Origin of the sequence: Vibrio sp. BS-M-Sm-2 (assembly GCF_041504345.1) — a bacterium.
Taxonomy (GTDB): Bacteria; Pseudomonadota; Gammaproteobacteria; order Enterobacterales; family Vibrionaceae; genus Vibrio; species Vibrio satsumensis.
Genome location: NZ_CP167894.1, coordinates 76,353 through 99,430, shown reverse-complemented (window position 1 = coordinate 99,430; position 23,078 = coordinate 76,353). Strand labels below are relative to the sequence as shown.

At 43.3% G+C, this 23,078-nt stretch carries 24 protein-coding genes; 9 read left to right on the top strand and 15 right to left on the bottom strand.

What is annotated here, in order from left to right; all coding sequences use genetic code 11:
- Positions 1–3: 3 nt before the first annotated feature.
- From AB8613_RS00350 to cobB, 4 genes are all read left to right on the top strand, one after another.
- On the top strand, positions 4–1,077 hold the full coding sequence (locus AB8613_RS00350) for a formate dehydrogenase subunit gamma (RefSeq protein WP_012603931.1): 1,074 nt from the start codon (positions 4–6) through the stop codon (positions 1,075–1,077).
- A complete protein-coding gene (locus AB8613_RS00345; RefSeq protein ID WP_048658737.1) occupies positions 1,061–1,477 on the top strand; it encodes a hypothetical protein in 417 nt (138 codons plus the stop codon). Before AB8613_RS00350 ends, AB8613_RS00345 begins: the two co-directional genes overlap by 17 nt.
- 376 nt (positions 1,478–1,853) lie before the next feature.
- On the top strand, positions 1,854–3,074 hold the full coding sequence (locus AB8613_RS00340; protein WP_285954914.1) for an ammonium transporter: 1,221 nt from the start codon (positions 1,854–1,856) through the stop codon (positions 3,072–3,074).
- Between the two features lie 258 nt (positions 3,075–3,332).
- The gene (gene cobB, locus AB8613_RS00335; protein WP_372384170.1) at positions 3,333–4,067 is read left to right on the top strand and encodes a Sir2 family NAD+-dependent deacetylase; all 735 of its coding nucleotides are present in this window, start codon (positions 3,333–3,335) and stop codon (positions 4,065–4,067) included.
- 95 nt (positions 4,068–4,162) lie between these two features.
- Here the strand turns inward: cobB and AB8613_RS00330 are convergent, their stop codons facing one another.
- The 5 genes from AB8613_RS00330 to potA all read right to left on the bottom strand — a co-directional run bounded on the left by AB8613_RS00330 (position 4,163) and on the right by potA (position 9,319).
- Positions 4,163–5,200, bottom strand: coding sequence for an extracellular solute-binding protein (locus AB8613_RS00330; RefSeq protein WP_008217941.1), 1,038 nt, complete (start codon positions 5,198–5,200; stop codon positions 4,163–4,165).
- A 210-nt stretch (positions 5,201–5,410) separates the two neighbouring features.
- Positions 5,411–6,445, bottom strand: coding sequence for an extracellular solute-binding protein (locus AB8613_RS00325; protein ID WP_372384169.1), 1,035 nt, complete (start codon positions 6,443–6,445; stop codon positions 5,411–5,413).
- A 147-nt stretch (positions 6,446–6,592) separates the two neighbouring features.
- A complete protein-coding gene (gene potC, locus AB8613_RS00320) occupies positions 6,593–7,363 on the bottom strand; it encodes a spermidine/putrescine ABC transporter permease PotC (protein WP_004733706.1) in 771 nt (256 codons plus the stop codon).
- Complete coding sequence (potB, locus tag AB8613_RS00315; protein WP_017059630.1) at positions 7,363–8,220, bottom strand: spermidine/putrescine ABC transporter permease PotB; 858 nt, start codon at positions 8,218–8,220, stop codon at positions 7,363–7,365. Before potB ends, potC begins: the two co-directional genes overlap by 1 nt.
- Complete coding sequence (gene potA, locus AB8613_RS00310; protein WP_017059631.1) at positions 8,204–9,319, bottom strand: spermidine/putrescine ABC transporter ATP-binding protein PotA; 1,116 nt, start codon at positions 9,317–9,319, stop codon at positions 8,204–8,206. The genes potB and potA overlap by 17 nt, the downstream gene beginning before the upstream one ends.
- Before the next feature lie 329 nt (positions 9,320–9,648).
- On the opposite strand from potA, the gene AB8613_RS00305 reads away from it, so the two are divergent.
- The 4 genes from AB8613_RS00305 to ttcA all read left to right on the top strand — a co-directional run bounded on the left by AB8613_RS00305 (position 9,649) and on the right by ttcA (position 13,255).
- On the top strand, positions 9,649–10,476 hold the full coding sequence (locus AB8613_RS00305; RefSeq protein ID WP_285954913.1) for a hypothetical protein: 828 nt from the start codon (positions 9,649–9,651) through the stop codon (positions 10,474–10,476).
- Entirely contained in the window at positions 10,469–11,314 is an 846-nt protein-coding gene (locus AB8613_RS00300; protein ID WP_372384168.1) for a glucosaminidase domain-containing protein, read from the top strand. The genes AB8613_RS00305 and AB8613_RS00300 overlap by 8 nt, the downstream gene beginning before the upstream one ends.
- A 122-nt stretch (positions 11,315–11,436) precedes the next feature.
- Positions 11,437–12,087, top strand: coding sequence for a DUF2987 domain-containing protein (locus AB8613_RS00295; RefSeq protein WP_372384167.1), 651 nt, complete (start codon positions 11,437–11,439; stop codon positions 12,085–12,087).
- Between the two features lie 274 nt (positions 12,088–12,361).
- Positions 12,362–13,255, top strand: a complete 894-nt coding sequence (gene ttcA, locus AB8613_RS00290) for a tRNA 2-thiocytidine(32) synthetase TtcA (RefSeq protein WP_017059635.1) — start codon at positions 12,362–12,364, stop codon at positions 13,253–13,255.
- Between the two features lie 121 nt (positions 13,256–13,376).
- Here the strand turns inward: ttcA and uspE are convergent, their stop codons facing one another.
- From uspE to ccoN, 10 genes are all read right to left on the bottom strand, one after another.
- Positions 13,377–14,327 (bottom strand): universal stress protein UspE, encoded by a 951-nt coding sequence (uspE, locus tag AB8613_RS00285; RefSeq protein ID WP_372384166.1) that lies wholly within the window; start codon positions 14,325–14,327, stop codon positions 13,377–13,379.
- Between the two features lie 132 nt (positions 14,328–14,459).
- On the bottom strand, positions 14,460–15,206 hold the full coding sequence (locus AB8613_RS00280) for an FNR family transcription factor (protein ID WP_017632474.1): 747 nt from the start codon (positions 15,204–15,206) through the stop codon (positions 14,460–14,462).
- 86 nt (positions 15,207–15,292) lie between these two features.
- The gene (locus tag AB8613_RS00275) at positions 15,293–15,967 is read right to left on the bottom strand and encodes a sulfite exporter TauE/SafE family protein (RefSeq protein WP_285954909.1); all 675 of its coding nucleotides are present in this window, start codon (positions 15,965–15,967) and stop codon (positions 15,293–15,295) included.
- On the bottom strand, positions 15,957–16,193 hold the full coding sequence (gene ccoS, locus AB8613_RS00270; RefSeq protein ID WP_017059639.1) for a cbb3-type cytochrome oxidase assembly protein CcoS: 237 nt from the start codon (positions 16,191–16,193) through the stop codon (positions 15,957–15,959). Before ccoS ends, AB8613_RS00275 begins: the two co-directional genes overlap by 11 nt.
- Complete coding sequence (locus tag AB8613_RS00265) at positions 16,193–18,565, bottom strand: heavy metal translocating P-type ATPase (protein ID WP_372384165.1); 2,373 nt, start codon at positions 18,563–18,565, stop codon at positions 16,193–16,195. Before AB8613_RS00265 ends, ccoS begins: the two co-directional genes overlap by 1 nt.
- 5 nt (positions 18,566–18,570) lie before the next feature.
- Complete coding sequence (locus tag AB8613_RS00260; RefSeq protein WP_248386558.1) at positions 18,571–19,050, bottom strand: FixH family protein; 480 nt, start codon at positions 19,048–19,050, stop codon at positions 18,571–18,573.
- Positions 19,051–19,135: 85 nt separating this feature from the next.
- Positions 19,136–20,110 (bottom strand): cytochrome-c oxidase, cbb3-type subunit III, encoded by a 975-nt coding sequence (ccoP, locus tag AB8613_RS00255; RefSeq protein ID WP_086711456.1) that lies wholly within the window; start codon positions 20,108–20,110, stop codon positions 19,136–19,138.
- Positions 20,110–20,286, bottom strand: a complete 177-nt coding sequence (locus tag AB8613_RS00250) for a CcoQ/FixQ family Cbb3-type cytochrome c oxidase assembly chaperone (protein WP_004742291.1) — start codon at positions 20,284–20,286, stop codon at positions 20,110–20,112. The genes ccoP and AB8613_RS00250 overlap by 1 nt, the downstream gene beginning before the upstream one ends.
- A gap of 9 nt (positions 20,287–20,295) precedes the next feature.
- Positions 20,296–20,916: a cytochrome-c oxidase, cbb3-type subunit II gene (gene ccoO, locus AB8613_RS00245; RefSeq protein ID WP_004742292.1), complete on the bottom strand. Its 621-nt coding sequence runs from the start codon at positions 20,914–20,916 to the stop codon at positions 20,296–20,298.
- A gap of 11 nt (positions 20,917–20,927) precedes the next feature.
- A complete protein-coding gene (ccoN, locus tag AB8613_RS00240; RefSeq protein ID WP_050645360.1) occupies positions 20,928–22,355 on the bottom strand; it encodes a cytochrome-c oxidase, cbb3-type subunit I in 1,428 nt (475 codons plus the stop codon).
- Positions 22,356–22,612: 257 nt separating this feature from the next.
- Here ccoN and AB8613_RS00235 point away from each other — a divergent pair, with 257 nt between their 5' ends.
- Entirely contained in the window at positions 22,613–22,978 is a 366-nt protein-coding gene (locus AB8613_RS00235) for a hypothetical protein (RefSeq protein ID WP_372384164.1), read from the top strand.
- Positions 22,979–23,078: the final 100 nt, after the last annotated feature.

Sequence of the window (23,078 nt, the reverse complement as noted above, 5' to 3'; positions counted from 1 at the left end):
CATATGCTTACAATGTTTAAGCGTCTCTTCCTTGTTGTGCTGCCGATGTTGGCAGCACTAACAATGCTTTCTCCTATGAGTCATGCATCTGAGACGAACTCATCACAAACTCAATCGAGCTCTGCTCAACGAGAAATCACTCAGCTTGCTGGTGCCGATTTTTGGCGACAAGTAAGAAATGGTGAGGAAGGTTACACCACATCTCAATCGGCTGAGCACGGTGTGTTAATCAGTACTCCAGGTCAAACGTGGTACATATTGAAAGAGAAGTGGATGTCACCAGCCGGTGCGGTCGCTATCTTTGGCAGTATTGCTTTTGTGACTTTGATGTACGTTGTGATTGGCCCGCTAATGCTAAGTGCACCAAGAACAGGCCGTAAGATCAAACGTTGGTCTCGACTTGATCGTGCATTGCACTGGAGCATGGCGTTTACCTTCTTAACACTGGCGTTCAGTGGTTTGATGTTGGTTTACGGTAAACACTTCTTGAAACCTTATATCCCAACGGATCTATGGGGCTTCATCGTTCTACTGGCTAAGCAATACCATAACTACATCGGCCCGATTTTCTACGTGCTGTTGATGGCTGTTCTTATCAAGTGGTGGCGCAAGTCTATCTTCAAGATGGTCGATATCCAGTGGTTCATGAAACTGGGTGGTATGGTCGGAAAACATAAAGGTTCTCATCCATCTGCAGAGTTTTCGAACGCAGGTGAAAAAGCACTGTTCTGGCTATTGATTGTTATGGGTAGTGTGGCTGCGATCAGTGGCTTGGTTTTAGACTTCCCAATCTTCGGTCAAACGCGTCGAGATATGGAGCTTTCAAACCTAGTCCACATGTTGGCTGCTTTGATCCTTATCTGTGGTTTCGTGTTCCACATCTACATCGGCTTGTTCGGTATGGAAGGCGCACTTGAAGGCATGGTAACAGGCGAAGTTGATGAGACTTGGGCTAAAGAGCACCATGACCTTTGGTACAAAGAAGTGATGGAACAAGAGAAAAACGGCGTTGAACAAAGCGCAAACGCAGCAACAGAGAAAACGGAAGGGGTGAATAAGAATGAACAAACCTCATAAAGGTATTTGGGTTGCTTACATATTAAGCTGCTTTACGCCATTTACTTGTCTTCTCTCTGGTGTAGTTGCCATCATCTACGCGGGTTATCGTTTGGATAAAGGCGAAGACGGCGAAGTCGTTGATACGCATTACTATGGTTTAATCCGCTCGTTCTTCTTGAACCTAACCTTCTTTGTGGTTCTTATCGTAACGGTAGCAACCTCAAACGGCGTGTTAATCGGTGTGAACGATTATTGGTATCAGAACCATATTATCGATGATATCGCTTACTACATTCCATATGTAGGTATGTTATTCGGTGGTGTTGCGATTGTGGTTTGGTTTATCCGTATGTATCAAGGTATGCAACGTTTAAGTCAAAATCTACCGCAAAACCCGTCTACAGGACCAAACCTGTAACGCAAGTACGCTAGCTAAAGCTCAAAAGCAAAGCCCAGTGATCGATTCACTGGGCTTTTTGTTTTAAGTCTCTCGAACCGTAAATAGTCGCAGCCACTCTCTGGATCAGAACCTAATTATTGACCGCTTCAATATGGTGCAACTCCCTCATTTGGTGCAATTGTCGGTGTGATTTTTTCGATTTTCAAGATCCATAAAAGTGCACCTAAATATTTAGTCGCTAATAATCAGTAACTTAAAAACAAAATCTGTTGCACGAAAATTACCGTTCGCACTTGGAACACATCTTGCGTTCACTGTTGAGTCTTTAATTAATTACGATATTGAATCGCACGATATCAGTGCAAATCAGATAAAGCGAAAGGAGAATGCTTTAATGAGTGAAACGGTGACTCAAGTTCATAGTGCAGTACAAACCCTTACCCAAAGTTCAGACACTTTATTCCTATTACTCGGCGCAATCATGGTCTTCTTGATGCACGCTGGCTTTGCGTTTCTCGAAGTCGGTACCGTTCGAAAGAAGAACCAAGTTAACGCGCTGGTTAAGATCCTTTCCGACTTTGGTGTCTCCGCCATCGCTTATTTCTTTATCGGTTATTGGGTTGCTTACGGCGCTCACTTTTTTGCTGATGCAGAAACATTGTCCCAAGGTAATGGGTACGAATTGGTTAAGTTCTTTTTCTTAATGACCTTCGCAGCAGCAATACCTGCAATCGTTTCTGGTGGTATCGCAGAGCGTGCACGTTTCTATCCAATCCTAATTGCAACGTTATTTACCGTTGGTTTTGTCTACCCATTTTTCGAAGGCATCATTTGGAACGGTAACTTTGGCTTCCAAGATTGGCTAGAAGGTCAATTTGGTTATGGATTCCATGACTTTGCGGGTTCTGTCGTGGTTCACGGCGTTGGTGGTTGGATTGCATTGGTTGCAGTTTACTTCCTCGGCATGCGTAAAGGCCGTATCCGTGCTGGCAAACACACTAACTTCGCGCCATCTAACATTCCTTTCTTAGCGCTTGGTTCGTGGATCTTATGTGTTGGTTGGTTTGGCTTCAACGTGATGTCTGCTCAAGCTATCAATGGCATCAGCGGCCTAGTTGCGATGAACTCACTAATGGCTATGGTCGGCGGTATTCTAGCGGCGCTTGTTGCAGGTAAGAATGACCCGGGCTTTATCCATAATGGTCCTTTGGCTGGCTTAGTAGCGATTTGTGCAGGTTCAGACTTAATGCACCCATTAGGCGCGTTAGTGACTGGCGGCGTGGCAGGCGCATTGTTTGTTTACCTGTTCACGTACATGCAAAACAAAACACAGATTGATGATGTATTAGGTGTGTGGCCTCTACACGGCGTATGTGGGGCTTGGGGTGGCATTGCAGCTGGTATCTTCGGTCAACAAGCTTTCTGGGGCCTAGGCGGCGTGAGCTTTGCTTCTCAGGTAGTTGGTACGTTGGCGGGTATCACCGTGGCTCTAGTTGGTGCACTCATTGTTTATGGTGTATTGAGCAAAATGACTGGCTTGCGTTTAAGCGAAGAAGACGAATTTAATGGTGCAGATCTTTCAATCCATAAGATCTCTTCTATCAATGAAGATTAACACTGGGCACTGCCATTAGTTTTAAGCTCTTCAGTACACATCAGTTAAATCAATACTAGGCGGCTTCGGCCGCTTTTTTGTGTTTATTGAAAGTCAGTCGGAGAGTTTTATTGAAAAGTTAAGTAAACGACTAGCGAGTTATGTCACAAATAGCCAATGAATTCAGTTGCCTAAGACTATGGTCTAATCCCTAAAACTATTGTTGGAATTTGAACAGTGCTAAGCTGTTACAAAGTGACATATTGAAAAGGACGTTGTATGCATTTCCCATATCGAAATATCGTAATTCTTACTGGCGCTGGCATCTCTGCGGAGTCGGGGATACAAACATTCCGAGCACAAGACGGGCTATGGGAAAACCATAAAATCGAAGATGTCGCGACGCCTGAAGGGTTCGTAAAAGATCCAGACCTAGTGCAAGCTTTCTACAACAAACGTCGTCACGGCTTACAAAGCGAAAGTATATTACCTAATGCGGCTCACAAAGCCCTAGGAGAGCTTGAAGACAAACTTGATGGCAACGTTACTATCATCACGCAAAACATCGACAACCTGCACGAGAGAGGCGGTAGCAACAACATTATTCACATGCATGGCGAACTTTTGAAAGCACGTTGCAGTGAATCCAATCAAGTTATCGAGCATAAAGGTGACATCGAAACAGGTGAACTTTGTCACTGCTGCCAAATCCCTGCTCAAATGCGTCCACACATTGTTTGGTTTGGTGAAATGCCATTGAGAATGGGTGACATCTATTCAGCACTCGAAGAAGCCGATCTGTTTATCTCAATAGGTACATCTGGTGTGGTGTATCCAGCAGCTGGCTTTGTTCATGATGCGAGAATGCATGGTGCACATACTATCGAAATAAACCTCGAACCAAGCGCGGTTGAAAGTGAGTTTGAAGAGAAACGTTACGGTAAGGCGAGTATCGAGGTGCCTAAACTCGTCGGGGAATTGTTATGTTCAGAGAAAGGTTCTTTAACGGCCTAAGCCTTGTCTTTAATAAAGCACGTCAGTTTCTGAATCTGAAAAAAATAAAGCGGCTTACGCCGCTTTATTTACTTAACTGATTAACTAACAATAACTTAGTTGTTTACTTTAAGTTTTTGGAAGTACTCGTCATAAATGACGCTCGCTTCGCCAACTTCATCTTGCCAAACGCCGTTATCCATCACTGATTGTGGTGGGAAAACGTTCTTGTCTTCAGCAAATTCTTTTGGAAGAAGAGGGTAAGCGGTTTTCACCGGAGTCGGGTAGCCGATCTCTAGAGCAATTTTCGCTGCGTTCTCTGGGCGAAGAAGGAAATCGATCATCTTATGTGCGGCTTCGATGTTCTTAGCTCCTGATGGAATCGCTAGGCTGTCCATCCAGAAGATAGCGCCTTTCTCTGGCCAGATAATGTCAATCGTTGCGCCTTCTTGGCGTGCCATGTAAGCAGAGCCATTCCAAAGCATACCAAGAGACACTTCACCTGCAAGGTAAGGGTTCGCTGGGAAATCTGAGTTAAATACCAATACGTTTGGCATTAGCTTACGAAGTTCTTCGTAGGCTTCTTTGATCTCTTCAGGGTTAGTTGTGTTTGGAGAGTAACCCAATTTAGATAGTGCGATATGGAAAACCTCACGAGAGTCGTCCATCATCATCAGCTGACCTTCCCACTGTGTATCCCACAGGTCGCCCCAGTTTTTCACTGAAGATTTGTCTAGCATGTCTGAGTTGATACCAATACCCGTCGCACCCCAAATGTATGGGATAGAGTAGTTGTTACTTGGGTCAAATGGCTTATCCAAGTAGTTTGGATCCAAATCAGCAAAGTGGCTTAGCTTGGTTTTATCAAGCTCTTGAAGCATGCCTTCTTTACGCATCTTAGAAACGAAGTAAGTAGAAGGAACAACTAGGTCATAACCCGTACCTTGAGTTTTTAACTTAGCGTACATGCTTTCGTTAGACTCATAAGTAGAGTAATAAACTTTAATGCCCGTCTCTTTTGTGAAGTCTTCTAGCACTTCATTTGGAATATATTCAGACCAGTTGTAAAAATACAATTCTTGGTCAGCTGCGAAAGAGGGTGTAGAAAGTAAAGTAGCAGCACACAATGCGCCGGTATACAGTGTTTTTTTCATTACTGTTCCGTTCATTTGTTTGATTTGGAGCTGGGTAGTGACCCAAAGTAAAAGGATTTCGAAAAATCGCGCTATATTATAGCAGTGAAAAAATAAAATAGGCAGCCTAAGCTGCCTATTCATTGATATTCTTATTTTTAACTTGTTGATTATCTACATCGTCTTGTTAAGTAAACCTGCTACTTACTCGCGGTTAGATAATAAGCTAAGTTACTGGCCTGCTTTAAGTTTCATGAAGTAATCTTCGTACTTCACTGTCTTATCACCAACCGCGGCTTGCCATTCAACACGGTCAAGATCTTCTTGCGATGGGAACAGCGCTGGGCTGTCTTTAAACTTCTTATTAGACGCTTTAACTGCAGTTAGGTAGCCTGTGTCACGAGAAATTTGCTCAGCGATTTCAGGGCGAAGTAGGAAGTCGATCATCTTGTGAGCCGCTTCTACGTTTGTTGCGCCAGAGCTGATTGCAAAGTTATCAACCCAACCGATGCCGCCTTCTTTAGGGAACACCAGTTTAATTGGTAAACCTTCGTTTTGAGCCGCTGCTGCAGAACCGTTCCAAAGCATACCAAGACCGACTTCACCAGACATGTATGGCGCGCCTGGGTTGTCTGAGTTAAATACTAGAACGTTAGGCATTAGCTTTTGTAGCTCAGCGTACGCTTCGTCGATCTCTTTCTCATTGGTTGTGTTACCTGAGTAACCTAACTTACGTAGAGCAATGTGGAACACTTCACGGGTGTCATCCATCATCATTAGTTGACCTTCGAGCTCAGGCTTCCATAGGTCAGCCCAGCTTTGAAAATCTTCTGGATCGTACATGTCAGTGTTAACAGCAAGACCTGTGATCGCAACTACGTGTGGAATAGAGTAGTCGTTACTTGGGTCGTACGGCTTATCCAGGTAGTTAGTATCTAAATTCTTGAAGTTGTCCAACTTAGTTTTGTCGATCTTTTGTAGCATACCTTCGTCGCGCATCTTAGATACGAAGTAAGTCGACGGAACAACCAGGTCATAACCTTTGTTGTGTGTTTTTAGCTTTGCGTACAAGGTTTCGTTCGACTCGTAAGTTGAGTAAATCACCTTGATGCCAGTTTCATCGGTGAACTGTTCTAGGATCTCACTATTGATGTAAGGTCCCCAGTTCATAAATACCAACTCTTTGTTATCTTTTGCAAAAGATGGTGCAGATAACATTGAAAGCGCACATGCACTACCAGCTAATAGAGTAGCCCATTTTTTCATTGACGTTAGCTCCAAACTAAACGTTGCCCGAAGGCAGTAGATAGAAAAACAGAATGGCAATTTACCATTCTGTTTATGATTAACACTTTTTTGAACTTGAAGTTTCTTAACTTCTAATCAAGTCTGTCTCTTTATAGAGTAGGAGACTTACTTGATTTTTTCTCTCGCTAATAACTGAGAAATAATCACCAGTATTAACGACACCACTAACATCACTGTTGCTAGGGCGTTGACCTCAGGAGAGATACCCACTTTAACCATTGAGTAAATCTTCAGTGGTAAGATTTCATACGTTGGCCCTGTTACGAAAGAGCTGATGATCACATCGTCCAAAGACAGAGTGAAGCTCAATAACCAACCCGCAGCAACCGCAGGCTTAGCAAGAGGAAGAATGATCTGTTTTAGAATCGTCCATTCACTTGCACCCAAGTCTTTTGCAGCTTCAAGCATTTTCACATCAAAGCCATTCAAGCGACTGTAAACCGTTACCACAACGAACGGTAGACAGAAGGTAATGTGAGCAGCCAGTAGGGTAAAGAACCCCAGTTGAACACCCATTACCAAGAATAGCGCAAGAAGCGAAATTGCCATTACGATATCTGGTGACATCATTACGATGAACAGCATGCCATTGACGATGCCTTTACCTTTGAATTGGTAACGGAATAGGGCTACTGCTGTTAGGCTGCCGACGATCGTTGCAGCTGTTGCTGAGAACACCGCTACGTTGATCGAGTGCCACGCAGCCTGCATTAGGCTGTCGTTGTTAATAAGCGCGTCATACCATTTAGTGGTGAAACCACCCCATTTCATACCAAACTTATTGGCATTAAACGAGTTCGCAATCAATACGATAATAGGTAGGTATAGAAAGGCGTATACCAACGCCATAAAGCTGAACTTAACTGTGCGACCCATTAGTCTAGCTCCACTTTCTTGTTCAATAGCTTACCTGCTCGGTAGTAGGCATACAGCATCACAGCCATTGCCATGGTCAGTGCGATACTCGTCGCTGCACCAAATGGCCAGTCTCGAGCGTTGAGCACCTGGCTCTTAATCACGTTACCAATCAATAGGTTCTTAGCTCCACCTAATAGGTCAGAGATGTAGAACATGCCCAACGCAGGCAATAGCACCAACAGACAGCCGCCGATAATGCCTGGCATTGTTAGGGGCAGTACGACTTTCAATAGCGTTTGCAGTTTGTTCGCACCTAAATCTTTAGCCGCTTCTAAGTACGTATCGTCCAGTTTTTCAATCGCTGAATACAGCGGAAGAATCATGAACGGAAGTAGGATGTATACCAAACCGATCATTACAGCGGTTTCTGAGTACATGATACGTAGCGGTTTATCAATGATATCTAGCGCTAACAAACTTTTGTTTAAGACACCTTGAGTACCCAGTACAATTTTCAACCCGTAAGTACGAATCAAAGAGTTAGTCCAAAATGGGACAATCACTAGGAACAACATGATTGGACGCCACTTCGCTGGCATTTTTGCCACGATGTAAGCGAACGGGTAACCAATAATTAAACAAAGTAGGGTTGCGACAATTGCCATATAGAAAGAGTGCATCAACACTTTAAAATACAGCGGGTCAGCCAAACGCACGTAGTTATCGAGAGTGAAGGTCATCTCGATCAAGTTCGCTTCATCACGAGTTAAAAAGCTAGTACCGATGATCATGATGTTTGGAATCATCACGAACAGCACTAACCAACCTGTGATTAAAGCAACAATTGCGTTTTGTAAATTAAACTTCTTGCTCATCTTCTAATACCACTTCCCAGCTCTCAACCCAAGTTACTGCAACTTTTTGGCCCAGTGAGTGATCAACATCAGGGTCATCTTCGTTGAAGAATTCGCTAACCATGACACGCATACCAGATTCAAGTTCTACGACTGAATCTAATGTCATACCTTTATAGGTTCGCTCGACAATATGGCCAACAATACCGCGTTGCTCAGACTCTTTAATTTCTTCGATACGAAGATCTTCAGGGCGAAGCAATACTTGCAGTTTTTGACCCGGTGTTACGTCTTTATCATGATAGATAATGGACTCTTCACCTTCGATTGTCGCAACAATGCGTTTTTCATCTTGACGAGATTTCGCTGTCGCTTCGAATACGTTAATTTCACCAATGAAACGCGCTACAAATAGGTTCTTAGGCTCTTCGTAGATCTCTCTTGGTGTTCCATCTTGTTCAATCACGCCATCACGCATAACGATAATGCGGTCAGACATAGACAGCGCTTCTTCTTGGTCATGCGTTACAAAAATGAACGTGATACCAAGTTGGCGTTGTAATTGTTTCAGCTCGATTTGCATCTGTTTACGTAACTTGTAATCAAGAGCAGATAGAGATTCATCCAATAGAAGAACTTTTGGCTTATTAACGACAGCACGAGCGATTGCGATACGTTGCTGTTGGCCACCAGATAGCTGGTGTGGTTTTCGTTGTGCCATTTGTTCTAAGCGCACCATTTTTAAAGCATCCATTACACGAGGCTCAATCTCGCTGTTTGGAACTTTCTGCATGCGTAAGCCAAATGCCACATTGTCGAAAACGGTCATATGTGGGAATAGGGCATAGCTTTGGAATACAGTGTTTACATGCCTTTGTTCAGCAGGAACTTGGGTTACGTTTTGTTCAGCTAATAGTATTTGACCACTATCTGCCGTTTCAAAACCCGCAATCATTCTTAGTACGGTTGTTTTACCACAACCTGATGGGCCTAAGATCGTGAGAAACTCACCATGATTTACGTTTAAATCCAGATTGCCGATGACTTCCTTACCATCGAAACTTTTACTGATGCCAGTTAGCTGTACTACTGGCTTTCCTACTGATTTTTTAGCGTTCAACGTCTGTTTTTCTCCACCTTGGTTCTATTTGAGACCTGTTGCTATACACCTTTAAGGCGCGCATCATAATCACCAAAAACGTGAATTCAAAGCATTTTTTACCTTTCGAAGATAAAAAATTTCGCAGGTAAAAGTAAACATCCTTTACCATACTGTTATTTACTGGGTTTACACCCCGACAAGTGTCTAATTATTAACCATTAAGACGCAAAAGCAAGCCTTGTTACAGATTCATATTTTAGTTTGTATCCGACATATGAGTATAATGAAGGTAATTTTTTATCAATAAGTTAGGTCGCTTAGTTTAATTGGCGCACCTAGGTATCAATATGAACAACGACATCGAAAAAGATTTTAATTTGGGCGGTAGTATCAACCGTGCACTTTCTGGCGATTATGAGCTCAAAGCAACGGCTGTATTCCAAGAAGCTTGGAAACATACGATAAGTCACTTTCTTTCGTTTTCCCCTGCGATTATTGCTTTGATGTTCGTGCAACTGGCCATCTTTTATATCGCACTTAAACTGCAGCTTGGTGATCCCGCGGTTATCTTGGATGCGGTTATTGACCCAGAGTCATTCACGCCACAAATTGTTGAATCGATTTTTATTGCGAACTTTAGCTATGAGGTGATCAGCGCGCCGATCTATGCCGGTATTTGTTTAATGGCAATGAGTCACGCTGCTGGTCTACAAACTAAGGTTCGTCACATCGGAAAAGGTTTGCAGTTTACGGTTCCCGTTATTCTAGTGACTTTGTTTAGCCTAATGCTTCAAGGCATCGCAGGGATGATTCTCCCATTCTTGTCTATCTACTTCTCACTTGCGTTCAGCCATTCGATTCTGCTGATTTGTGATAAGAAAGTGCCGCCAATGCAATCGCTACTGCTTTCATTAAGAGCGGTAAACAAGAAGATCTTCGTAGTCGCGTCTATCTACCTAATGGTTATGTTGATGTTCATCGTGGCTGCAATGATGTATGGCATTGGCTTAATCTTTGTTCTTCCATTCTTCTTCCACGTGAAAGGTATCCTTTACCGTGAGATGTTTGGCATCAAGTTAAAACTGATTGCTTCAGATCGTCCAAAGGGCGATGACGATAACAACGACAGCAATAACGACGACAATAACAAAAACCCACAGGTGTTCGATGCATAAAAACACACAGGCAGGCGCAAGCAAATCACTTGCGCTTAAAGTGACTGCACTGGCTCTTGTTGGCTCTATTTCACTGATTGGTCCTTATATTTACCAAGAAGAACGACGACGTACGACAGAGCAGAGTGCCAATTCAACTGATCAATTTGGCGACTTGACGGCTTCTTCGAGCACACCAAACTTCGCGGCCATCGAAGATGTGAACGAGAAAAAAGAGACGTTCTTTTCGTTCCTACGTCCAAGTATCAATATTGAAAACAAACGTATCAGCAAAGAACGCGCGTTTTTAACTAAGCTCTCTGAATCTGGTTTAAACAGTATTGATTCTGAAGACGCGTCTTATGCGAAAAGGTTAGGGAAGTTATATAGCTTACCGGTGCCGAGTGAAGGTTTGGATCAGGCATGGCTGACAGAGATGCTTAACCGCGTCAATGTACTGCCAGAAGCGCTTGTACTGACACAGGCCGCGAATGAGTCAGCTTGGGGAACGTCGCGTTTCGCCACCAAAGCCAACAACTATTTCGGACACTGGTGTTATACCAAAGGTTGTGGCCTTGTTCCGCTACAACGTAACGAAGGCAGTTCGCATGAAGTCGCTACATTCTCTTCAAGCCAAGAATCCGTTCATCGTTACTTCATGAACCTGAACCGTAATCGTGCTTATGCCGATTTAAGAGCGATTCGAGCAAAACTGGCTGCACAGGGCGACGATTTGTTAACGACCGCATCTGCGACAGAGCTCACCAACGGCTTGCTAAAATATTCTGAGCGAGGTTCCGACTATGTGACTGATTTACAAGCCATGATCCGTCACAACAAGGTATACTGGAAAAAGTAACTCATTTTGATACCAACTTGGTTGCCTTCGATAGTCGGCTTACACCAAGTAATATCACACAAAGAGCAGCTAATGGCTGCTCTTTTTAATTATGAACGCTCAACTTCGACAAGATTATAATAATGAAAAAGACAGTACTCGCTCTATTAGCCTCATTCAGCCTTGGGGTTTCTCTTCCGGCTTCAGCTCAAGAATACATGTTCACGTATTCCAAGCTCTACACACAGCTTAAAAACAACACCAAAGAAGGGCATGATGACGTCAAAGTTGCGGTCTTCTTTGTGGATCAACAAGCTCAAACAATCTGTCACATCAGCAAAGCGTGGATGGAGAAGGAAGAACATTATGAAGAGCTAAAAGTCTCTCCAGCCAATGAACTGCTTCTACCGGTAGATCAAAATCTGCGTTCAGCAAACCCTCTTATCTTTGTACAAACACAAGAACAAGAGTGTGCGTATTCTTTAGTTGTGATGACGCAAGAGCCTTTAGTTGGAACTGTTGAAGTTGCACAGCTAGAAAGCCTATTACCACAGATGCAGGCGATGCTTGAAGATGTCAGCGGTATGTTCTCTGGCTGGTTCACACCAGATATCCAAGGGTTAACGCTGGAGTTCGCTAATAAGCTTGAAAGCAACATCGAGCTTTCAAACGGCAAGCAAATACCAATCAAAAAAGGGCGAGCGAAATTCACCTTAGCGGAGTTGAATGGAAGTGACAGCATCACGTTACCAGAAGCAACAGTGCGCGTATTGCCGTACATTCCCGCGCAATAATTCCCCTAAGTTTTCATGACATGTCTTAAAGCAGCCTCGTCGAATAAGATCAGGCTGCTTTTCATTATCTGCGATACCAACCGAGAGCTTGCGAAGCTGCGTTTCTCTACCGCTTAGGGAGCTTATCGCACAATAAAAGCAGAATCTTTCTAATACTCAGCTTGTTTATCCTACCGTTACTATTTCAACATGAAATAAAAATCCGTATAATCCACGCCCTAAAACAGTCCCACTAGCAATCTACAGTCGGTAATACGACGGTGTGAGAGTCGCAATGAACCAAAACGATAATAGAAAAGAAACACTTGAATTCAACAAACTTCAGAAACGTCTGAGAAGAAATGTTGGAAATGCCATCATCGACTACAACATGATCGAAGAGAATGATGTGGTAATGGCATGTATTAGTGGCGGTAAAGATTCATTTGCGATGCTAGATATTTTGCTACGTTTGCGTGAAGCAGCACCAATCAAATTTGATGTTGTTGCGGTAAACCTAGACCAAAAACAACCTGGGTTCCCTGAGCACATTCTTCCTGAGTACTTTGAAACGCTGAACATTCCTTACTACATCGTAGATAAAGACACGTACTCGGTGGTTAAAGAGAAAGTGCCAGAAGGCAAAACAACGTGTGGCCTATGTTCTCGTCTTCGTCGTGGTACTTTGTACTCATTCGCAGAGAAGATTGGCGCAACTAAGATCGCACTTGGTCACCACCTAGACGACATCGTTGAGACCATGTTCCTTAACATGTTCCACGGCGCTCGTCTTAAGGCTATGCCACCTAAGCTTCGTTCAGATGATGGTCGTAACGTTGTTATTCGTCCACTGACTTACTGCCGTGAAACGGACCTAATCAAATACGCTGAGCACAAAGAGTTCCCAATCATTCCTTGTAACCTATGTGGGTCACAAGAGAATCTACAGCGTCAGAACATTAAAGCGATGCTAATTGATTGGGATAAGAAAACGCCTGGTCGAGTTGAGAAGATCTTCAAGTCAATCCAGAATGTAAGCCCAAGCCAACTGGCTGACCGCGAGCTGTTTGACTTCGTGAACCTTCCTCTAGACCGTAGTGAAGACCGCAAAGCATACGAATTCGAAGAAGCTGAAATCTCATCTTCAAACATTGATGAGTCAATGTTCATCGACGTGACGAATGTTTAGCCATTTGAGTGGATAAAGATGATATTAGCCATTCTGTATTTGGAATGGCGTTACTCTAGATAAACAAAAACGCCTCAAGCAATGTTTGAGGCGTTTTTTATAAGTTAAACTTTTCGCTGACTTAACCTTTCGAAAGGTTAGGGTCTAATGGGCTCACGTAACCAGATGGCTTAAGAGCCAACACATCACAGTTAATCTTGTCGATAACATGTTCCGCTGTATTGCCAATAAACACGGCAGACAAGCCAGTACGACCCGTTGTCCCTAGGATCACCATCGCTGCGTTATTTTCAGAAGCTACACGAGGAATAACATCTTCAGGTAAGCCTTGCTCAACCACAGTTTGCTCTTCACACATACCGTGCTTCTGGCGCAACGCTTTCATGGCTGTTAAGTGATGGCCACGAACCGCGTCGGTATAAGACGTTGGATCAAACTCTGGTAGTTCAATAGTAATATTTGCAGGGGTTACTGGGTAGGCATTGACCAATAACGGTTCAGCATCTAAACGACTCGTGATCTCTAGTAACCTATCGACTATTGTATCGTTAAGCTCTAAGTGAGCTTCTGTTTCCGAACCAACATGAACTGAAGCAAAAATCTTCGCGTGATCTGGCCAGAAATCGTTTTTAACTAATAGTACTGGGCTAGGGCACTTTCTCAACAGATGCCAATCGGTTGGAGTGAAGATGACAGATTCCAAGGTATCGTGCTTGCGCGTACCTTTGATCAAGATATCATGCTCGCCACTATAAACTTCGGCAATGATCGCTTCGTATGGGCGGTTATGCCAAACCACTTGTACATTAAATTCAATAGAATCATCTAGGTAAGGTTCTGCGACTTTATTCATCCAGATTTCACGCTGGTGAATCACGCCTTTACGCATTGCGTCTCTCTCATCGACAGAGAGCATAGATGTCATTTCATACGAGAAGTCGTATATCGACAAAAAGAAAGTGATGTGGCTTGTTGAGGTGCTTTTCTTGGCAAGTTGGATAGCACGAACTAGAGCAGGTTGCTCATCGTGATTAATGTCTGCGACAACTAAAATTTTGTTATAGATACTCATAACTAAGCCTACTTTTCAGACCGAACATATAAATAATGTAGCGTAGTTATGGAGAGATTAAGAGAAATATAAGAGGTTTTAAGAGAGAAACATGATGTAGCTCATTATTGAACTACATCATTGATATCTAGACTATTCTTTTGAAACGCCAGCAAGTTCCATCAACGCATCGTGATCTTCGATAGTGATGTATTTACCTTTAACGCTCAAGATGTCTGCTTTTTGGAAACGACCTAAAAGACGACTAATTGTTTCAACAGTCAACCCAAGGTAGTTACCAATATCGCCACGAGTCATCGTTAGACGGAACTCACGCGGGCTGAAACCACGTTGAGAGAAGCGAGTAGAAAGGTTGTAAAGGAATGCAGCAAGACGCTCTTCCGCGTTCTTCTTTGAAAGAAGCAGAATCATTTCTTGGTCACCTTTAATCTCGTTGCTCATCAGGCGCATGATTTGCTGACGCAATTTAGGCATTTTTCCTGATAGGTCATCAAGAATCTCATATGGAATTTCACATACCATAGAAGTTTCTAGCGCTTGTGCGAAACTAGGGTGTAGGTCACCAGTAATCGCATCGAAGCCAACAAGATCGCCCGCTAGGTGGAATGCAGTAATTTGCTCATCACCTTGCTCGGTAATCGTGTAGCTCTTGATCGTTCCAGAGCGAATAGCATATAGAGATTTAAGCTCGTCACCGGCTTTAAATAACTCTTGGCCTTTTTGAATAGGCTTTTTTCTCTCAATGATCTGATCAAGTTGATCGAGTTCAGATTCATTCAAAGTAAACGGAATACAGAGCTGGCTAATACTACAATCCTGGCAATGGATCGCACAGCCACCAGACTGAACACGTTTCGTCACAGGCTTTTCAGAAATCATAACAATCTTTCACTATTTGATATACGTCAATATTTTAGCATTCCTTAATCCTAAAGGGTAGTAAAAAAACCGGATTTAAAGAACAGCTATACGGTATAAATAATGAGCTGCAATGCCATATAACCAGTATAGAAACCGTAAATGAGGATTAAAATTGCGCCTAATTGACGAAATAAGTCAGCTTGTTGCAGTTTTTTGAGGATATTAGCGCCCATACCCACTGTGAGCATTGCTGGAAGCGTACCTAAACCGAAAGCAAGCATGATACCAGCACCGTTGTACCAACTCCCTGATACTGCTGCCCATGTAAGCATCGAATAAACGAGACCACACGGAAGCCAACCCCAGATAAAGCCAAACGGCAAAGCGTGGCTAGGGTGCTTCAATGGTAAAAATGATTTACCTAAAGGAGAGATATAACGCCATAGTTTCTGTCCGACTTTTTCAAAGAACAGCAAGCCAAACCACCATTTACCAATATACAAACCTAGTATGATCATAAAGCCAGCAGCAAACAAACGCAGCCAACCCAGCAGAGCATTAAAATCGCTGAGCTGGCCAATCGAAGAAATTGCACCACCAATCACGCCGCCAATCACGGCATAACTGAGCAAGCGCCCTAGGTTATAAAGTAGGGGAATAACAGGGGAAGGTTTACTGTTGCCAATTGACAGAAGCGACGCAATACCACCACACATTCCCATGCAGTGGCCTGCGCCGATCAATCCAACAACAAAGGCTCCGATCCAATCAGGCGTCATCGTTCTTTTTGTCTACGTTAGTTTGGCTTTCGCTGTTAGCTTTCTCATTCTTAACAGGTTTGCTATCAGAATGGTTGTGAGCCTTTTCGTCTTCATCAAACAGAATATTGTGACCTTGGCGTTCGAGGTCTTCAAACTGTTCGCTCTTAACGGCCCATAGAAAGATACCGACAGCGATACACACAAGTACGATCGCGATTGGAATGAGTATGTATAAACTTTCCATTATTTACCTTGCTCTTTTAAAAGCCTTAACGAGTTAGACACAACAATAATAGAGCTAGCAGACATGCCAACAACGGCAATGTAAGGAGCAACCAAACCTGCGACAGCCAATGGAAGAATAAGTAAGTTATATCCTAATGACCACGCCAAGTTTTCACGGATTATCTTACGCGTTTTTAGCGCCAATGTACGGGACTTAAGTAATCTATCAAGCTTATCACCCAGTAACACCATATCTGCAGAGGCTTTCGCCACATCGGTACCGCCGCCCATAGCAACGGAAAGGTGGGCACCCGCAAGAATAGGAGCATCATTAATGCCATCGCCAACCATCATGGTAATGTCACTTGCATCTCGAGAGTTCAGGTAAGCAAGCTTATCTTCAGGTTTCGCGTTAGCAACAATGTCTGTAATACCGATCTCTTCAGCAACAGGCTTCGCGTTAATCAAAGAATCGCCAGTAAGCAGTGTCGTTTTGATTCCCGCATCTTTAAATTGCTTAATAAACTCGATGCTTTCTTTGCGAATGGGATCTTCATATGTAAACGTTGCAATATGACGGCCCGCCATCGACAAGTAAATACCGTTACTTTCCGATCGTTGAGCTTGACCTAAAATGAATTCACTACTACCGATAGCGACTTCATCGCCATTCCATTCACCAGTGATGCCTGAACCAATCACGTTATTGACTGATTCTACTTGGATATCATCAGAAATATGAGTCTTGAACGCTTTCGCAATAGGGTGGTTAGCATGTTGTTCTAAGCTCGCCGCTACTTTGAGACAGGTGTCTTTATCAAGTTCAGCGAAGGTTTCAACTTGGCTGATACGAATATCACCCTCAGTCAATGTGCCAGTTTTATCAATGATCAAGTGATTCACTTTGCACAAGGTTTCGAATACATGGCCTTTGCGCAGCAAAATACCGAAGTTACCCATGCGAGAAGTTGAACAGGTTATTGCAGTCGGTGTTGCAAGCGATAGAGCACAAGGACATGTCGCAACAAGTACCGAAAGCATAATCCAGAAAGCATCTTCTGGGCGTGTTTGGTGCCAGTAGAACCAAGTACCAAAAGAAATGATCAGGATAACCGCAACAAAGTATCGAGCCACCACATCAGCGATTTCAGCAATTCTAGGCTTAGAAAGTTGCGCTTCATCTTGCAGACGAACGATATTGGAAATCACCGAATCCGCTTTTGATGTCATCACTTCCAGTTCAAACGACTCGTCACCATTCAATGTACCAGCGAAGACAGTATCACCCTCGTTTTTCACTACGTGGATAGATTCACCAGTCAGCATCGATTCATCAATATGAACTCGACCAGACAATACTTTGCCATCGGCAGGAATGTGTTCACCAGGAAGAACGCGTATTTGGTCGCCAACTTTTAAGGTCTTTACCGGAACTTGTTCGCCATCTAACGTTGTTGCCATCGCAGGAACAAGCTTAAGCAGATTACCGCTAGCGGCGGCTGCTTTACGACGAGCACGCATTTCAAGAAAGCGACCAAGCAATAGGAAGAAAGTGAACATCGAGATAGACTCAAAGAACACTTCACCTTTCTCTGTGACCGTCGCCACCAAACTAGCAACGTAAGCAAACAACAGAGCAATCGAAACGGGCACATCCATGCCTAATGTTCGACCTTTGATACTTCGCCACGCATTAATATAGAAAGGCAATGCAGAGTAGAGCAGAACCGGCGTCGCGAAGATCAAGCTGACCCAACGGAAGTAGTTTTTAAACTCAGGCTCAAGGTTACCAAACACTTCAAGATATAGAGCCACTGCAAGCATCATGACTTGCATAGTCGCTAGGCCAGCGACACCAAGGCGATACAAGTAGTTCTTCATTGAGCGGTGGTAGGCCGCTTCTTGTTGGTCAGCCTCGAAAGGCGCTGCTTTATAGCCAAGGGTATGGATTGCCGATAACAACTCGCTCAGTTTAACTTGCGTGTTGTCCCAGCTAAGTAGGGCACGGTTAGTAGTGGTATTCACACGAATGCTACCAACACCTTGTTTTGAAGAGACTTGCTTCTCAATAAGCCATGCACAGGCGGCACAAGAAACACCTTCTAGTGACAATGTCACTTCAGAGGTGTTTTCAGAGTTACGAACGAACTCTAATTGAACATCTTCATTGTCGTAATGACTGAGTGCCAGCAGTTGCTCTGGCACTAGATCAGCTTTTTCAGCAGGAGCGGTGCGATATTGGTAGTAAGAAACCAAACCGCTATCAACGATTGTCTGGGCTACGGTTTCGCAACCCGGACAACACATCTTACGAGTCGATCCTAAGATCTCTACTTTAAAATCCGTTTCCGCTGGTACATCTTCACCGCAGTGATAACAGGATTCACACATAAGCTTTAGTTCGTTAGTTGAGTAGGAGTTTCAATAGGGAAGTTCATACGACCTTGCACTAGCCATTCTGAATCGTGCGGAGAAAGCTCGATAAACCATGGACCTTGCATTTCGTGGTCTAGAGTCAAGGTGTAGTTGCCTCTCGCATCTGCAGTCAGCAGTTGAGTGAAATCACGGTCAGGCAGCGTTCTGTGAACGAACATCGCGTTAATAGCAGGAAAGTGCTCAAGTTTACCTTTATCTAGAGTAATGATAACCGAGTTACCTTTTTCGTTAACTAAAGCTGACAGACCTAATTCTTTAGCGATGTTTACTTTCGAAATATCGACATTAATGCCTTTTCCTTTTTTATAGTAATCCTCAGTCACTAGGTCTACAGAGTTCTGCGTAAACACAATAACCGTCATGATGGTCCAAATAACTACTGTAGCTGGCAACGCGATTAAGAACCACGGCCAAAACTGTTTATACCAAGGCTTTACCATAAAAAATATCTCAAAAAAGAATAAAAAGAAGGGGTTCTAAAATAAAGGAAAGACAGCCTCTTAGAAAGAGGCTGTTATTGAAATGTTACTTATTATCTGAGTTGCTTAAGCTCCACACGTAAGATGAAACTAGCTGTACTTTGTCTTCGCCTAGAATGTCTTTCCAAGCAGGCATTACACCAGAACGTCCGTACATAACTGTTTCAGTTACATCTGCGCGAGAATCGCCAAACAACCAATCGCGGTCAGTTAGGTCAGGAGCGCCAACAGCAGGGTTACCCTTACCATCAGTACCGTGACACGCAGCACACACTACGAAACGAGCTTTACCAGCTTCTGCTTCACGTGCGTTTACGCTACGACCAGAAAGGCTAAGCGTGTAGCTAACTACTTCTTTTACGCCTTCTTCGCCAAGCGCGTCTTTCCAACCAGGCATTTGACCAACACGACCGTGCATAACTGTTGTTACGATAGCCTCAGGCTCACCGCCATATAGCCATGCATCGTCAGTTAGGTTAGGGAAACCTTTCTGACCACGTGCATCAGAGCCGTGACACTGAGAACAGTTTTGCAAGAATAAACGTTGACCCACTTTGATTGCGTCAGCATCTGATGCAATGTCAGGGATTGAACGTAAACCGTTTTCGTCGTGAGCAAGCTTTCTGAATGCTTCACCGAAGTAGGTGTCTGCATCATCAAGCTCTTTCGCGTACGCATCTAACTGTTTGTTTGCTTGCGCAGCAGCAATTGCAGAGCGAGACTCTTCAATGCTACGCACTTCTTGGTTTGAACTTGTCCAACCTAGTAGACCTTTAAAGTTGCCAAGGCCTGGGTATAGAGCAAGATAAACCGCTGCAAAAACAATCGTACTGATGAAAAGGTATGTCCACCATTTTGGTAGTGGGTTGTTAAGCTCACGAATACCATCGTATTCATGGCCCATATCATGACCTTCTTCAACGCCTGTTTTATCTTTAAAACACCAACGAAGTAAGACAGCACAACCAATTAGGGTACCAATCGTAATCGCACTAACCCAGATACTCCAGAATGTACTCATTACTTTGTCACTCCTTCATTTTTAGAACTTGTTGCTGGCTCGTCGTCAGCAAACACTAGGTTCGCGTCTTCGTCGAAACGTGATTTACGGTTCTTGCCGTATGCCCACCAAACGATGCCGATGAAGCAAGCAAAAACAGTCACAGTCCAAACACTTTGAAATGTAATAATGTCCATAATTATTCCTTATTTCATTGCGTGGCCAAGCGATTGAAGGTAAGCGATGATTGCATCCATCTCTGTTTTTCCTTCAACATCTTGTTTAGCGTTAGCAATTTGTTCATCTGTGTAAGGAACACCAAATTGATTACGGAAGAGTTCAAGCTTCTGTTGAGTCAATTTGCCATCAAGTACATTCTCAGCAAGCCATGGGAAACCAGGCATGTTTGATTCAGGAACAAGTTCACGAGGGTCGATAAGGTGAACACGGTGCCACTCATCAGAGTAACGATCACCAACACGCGCTAGATCAGGACCAGTACGCTTAGAACCCCATAGGAATGGATGTTCCCAAACGCTTTCGCCAGCTACAGAGTAGTGACCGTAACGTTCAGTCTCGGAGCGGAAAGGACGAATCATTTGGCTGTGACATACGTTACAACCTTCACGAATGTAGATATCACGACCTTCCATTTCGAGAGCAGAGTAAACACGTAGGTTTTCTACGGGTTCAGTTGTCTGCTTTTGGAAAATAAGAGGGGTAATTTCTACTAACGCACCAAAACTGATAGCAATAACGATCAAGATCGCTAGTAGGCCAACGTTCTTCTCTACCAACTCATGGCGATTATTTGAATTTGAGCTCATTCTAAATCTCCTTAAGCCGGTTGAGCGATAGCTTTAAGGCTATCTTTAGGTGCAGAAACAGTTTTGTACGTGTTGTATGCCATTAAGAACATACCAGATAGGAAGATGAAACCACCTAAGAAACGTACAAAGTAGAACGGGTAAGACGCTTCTACAGATTCAACGAAGCTGTAAGTTAATGTACCGTCAGAGTTAACTGCACGCCACATCAGACCTTGCATCACACCAGAGATCCACATTGCAACAATGTAGAAAACCGTACCAATCGTTGCCAACCAGAAGTGAACATTGATTAGAGATACAGAGTACATACGCTCTTGACCAAATAGTTTAGGAACTAAGTGGTAAACCGAACCGATAGAAACCATTGCAACCCAACCTAACGCACCAGAGTGAACGTGACCGATAGTCCAGTCCGTGTAGTGAGATAGTGCGTTAACCGTTTTGATTGCCATCATTGGGCCTTCGAAAGTCGACATGCCGTAGAATGATAGAGAAACAATTAGGAAACGTAGGATTGGGTCGTAGCGAAGCTTATGCCACGCACCAGATAGAGTCATAATACCGTTGATCATGCCACCCCAAGATGGAGCAAACAGAACCAAAGACATAACCATACCTAGAGATTGAGTCCAGTCAGGAAGTGCAGTGTAGTGTAGGTGGTGAGGACCAGCCCAGATATACAAAGACACTAGAGCCCAGAAGTGAACAATCGACAAACGGTAAGAGTAAACAGGGCGACCAGCTTGTTTAGGAACGAAGTAATACATCATACCTAGGAAACCAGCTGTCAATAGGAAGCCTACCGCATTGTGTCCGTACCACCATTGCACCATTGCATCGATCGCACCGGAATAAATCGAGTACGATTTAAACGCAGATACAGGAACAGCAAGGCTGTTAACGATGTGCAACACGGCAACCGTGATGATGAAGGCTCCGAAGAACCAGTTTGCTACATAAATGTGCGATGTCTTACGCTTTATCATTGTTCCGAAGAACACGACCGCATAAGCTACCCACACAAGAGTAATAGCAATATCGATTGGCCATTCAAGTTCCGCATATTCTTTACCAGAGGTTAAACCTAACGGTAAAGTAATTGCAGCGGACAGGATAATCGCTTGCCAACCCCAAAAGGTAAAGGCTACGAGAGGGCCACCAAAGAGACGCGTCTGACAGGTACGTTGTACAACATAATATGATGTTGCAAACAGCGCACTTGTACCGAACGCAAAAATAACCGCATTAGTATGCAGGGGACGTAAACGACTGTACGTCAACCACGGCGTATCAAAGTTTAGCTGTGGCCAAACTAATTGAGCGGCAATCAAAACACCAACGCCCATACCGACAATACCCCACAAAATTGTAACTAGGGTAAATTGACGGACGACCGTATAGTTGTAGTTTTGTTCAAGCTGCTTTTCTTGGCTCATTTGCATGCTTCCAATTTCTTATTTACTACACTTTACTTCCAACACGACTCACGTCGTAATGCCACCCAAATTAGAAAAGGAAATTCAGCCTATTCAGGGCTTTATTTCCACTTGCTGATTTTAAAAAAAGTGGCATTTTCAACGCGACACTATACTTGAATTAACAAATCAATGACAGAGTAGTAACCTTACGCTTGGTCTGGAATTGGATTTTTATTTAAAAACTTTGAACTTTGTAACAAGGAGTAAAGATTATAATGGCGGCACAAAAGCTAACAAAAGGCAGGCTTGTTCAAATTATCGTCATGTTGATTATTTTAATAGCTGCATTTACTTGGAGAACAGTAACATACGATAATAACGAAACAATAAGCTGTATAGTTTCAAAACCTTGTGAATTTGGTATTGATAATAATAATGTTTCGATTTCGGGCAATAGTCAGGGGTATTCAATTGAAACATCTAAAACTGGCAAATTTATCATTAACTATGATGGAAGCGGAGTTTTAGAATCGAAAGGGGCTTCATCTTGGCTTTTACAAACCAATGATAAGACTTCCTCAATAACGGTTACATTTCCACAACAGGTCATGACGTATACAGTAAATCTCTCAAAAGAATAAAACTCAAAACTGAGCAACACCTCGCTCTTTAATAGAAATATTGACTAAATCAGTGAAACCTTGCGCATTAAAGTGTTATAAAGACAACATTAATAAAGTT

Excerpts from the sequence above, each read along its gene's own strand:
- AB8613_RS00350 (WP_012603931.1), top strand. The coding sequence starts at position 4 with ATGCTTACAATGTTTAAGCGTCTCTTCCTTGTTGTGCTGCCGATGTTG.
- AB8613_RS00345 (WP_048658737.1), top strand. The coding sequence starts at position 1,061 with ATGAACAAACCTCATAAAGGTATTTGGGTTGCTTACATATTAAGCTGC.
- AB8613_RS00340 (WP_285954914.1), top strand. The coding sequence starts at position 1,854 with ATGAGTGAAACGGTGACTCAAGTTCATAGTGCAGTACAAACCCTTACC.
- cobB (WP_372384170.1), top strand. The coding sequence starts at position 3,333 with ATGCATTTCCCATATCGAAATATCGTAATTCTTACTGGCGCTGGCATC.
- AB8613_RS00330 (WP_008217941.1), bottom strand. The coding sequence starts at position 5,200 with ATGAAAAAAACACTGTATACCGGCGCATTGTGTGCTGCTACTTTACTT.
- AB8613_RS00325 (WP_372384169.1), bottom strand. The coding sequence starts at position 6,445 with ATGAAAAAATGGGCTACTCTATTAGCTGGTAGTGCATGTGCGCTTTCA.
- potC (WP_004733706.1), bottom strand. The coding sequence starts at position 7,363 with ATGGGTCGCACAGTTAAGTTCAGCTTTATGGCGTTGGTATACGCCTTT.
- potB (WP_017059630.1), bottom strand. The coding sequence starts at position 8,220 with ATGAGCAAGAAGTTTAATTTACAAAACGCAATTGTTGCTTTAATCACA.
- AB8613_RS00305 (WP_285954913.1), top strand. The coding sequence starts at position 9,649 with ATGAACAACGACATCGAAAAAGATTTTAATTTGGGCGGTAGTATCAAC.
- AB8613_RS00300 (WP_372384168.1), top strand. The coding sequence starts at position 10,469 with ATGCATAAAAACACACAGGCAGGCGCAAGCAAATCACTTGCGCTTAAA.
- AB8613_RS00295 (WP_372384167.1), top strand. The coding sequence starts at position 11,437 with ATGAAAAAGACAGTACTCGCTCTATTAGCCTCATTCAGCCTTGGGGTT.
- ttcA (WP_017059635.1), top strand. The coding sequence starts at position 12,362 with ATGAACCAAAACGATAATAGAAAAGAAACACTTGAATTCAACAAACTT.
- uspE (WP_372384166.1), bottom strand. The coding sequence starts at position 14,327 with ATGAGTATCTATAACAAAATTTTAGTTGTCGCAGACATTAATCACGAT.
- AB8613_RS00280 (WP_017632474.1), bottom strand. The coding sequence starts at position 15,206 with ATGATTTCTGAAAAGCCTGTGACGAAACGTGTTCAGTCTGGTGGCTGT.
- AB8613_RS00275 (WP_285954909.1), bottom strand. The coding sequence starts at position 15,967 with ATGACGCCTGATTGGATCGGAGCCTTTGTTGTTGGATTGATCGGCGCA.
- ccoS (WP_017059639.1), bottom strand. The coding sequence starts at position 16,193 with ATGGAAAGTTTATACATACTCATTCCAATCGCGATCGTACTTGTGTGT.
- AB8613_RS00265 (WP_372384165.1), bottom strand. The coding sequence starts at position 18,565 with ATGTGTGAATCCTGTTATCACTGCGGTGAAGATGTACCAGCGGAAACG.
- AB8613_RS00260 (WP_248386558.1), bottom strand. The coding sequence starts at position 19,050 with ATGGTAAAGCCTTGGTATAAACAGTTTTGGCCGTGGTTCTTAATCGCG.
- ccoP (WP_086711456.1), bottom strand. The coding sequence starts at position 20,110 with ATGAGTACATTCTGGAGTATCTGGGTTAGTGCGATTACGATTGGTACC.
- AB8613_RS00250 (WP_004742291.1), bottom strand. The coding sequence starts at position 20,286 with ATGGACATTATTACATTTCAAAGTGTTTGGACTGTGACTGTTTTTGCT.
- ccoO (WP_004742292.1), bottom strand. The coding sequence starts at position 20,916 with ATGAGCTCAAATTCAAATAATCGCCATGAGTTGGTAGAGAAGAACGTT.
- ccoN (WP_050645360.1), bottom strand. The coding sequence starts at position 22,355 with ATGAGCCAAGAAAAGCAGCTTGAACAAAACTACAACTATACGGTCGTC.
- AB8613_RS00235 (WP_372384164.1), top strand. The coding sequence starts at position 22,613 with ATGGCGGCACAAAAGCTAACAAAAGGCAGGCTTGTTCAAATTATCGTC.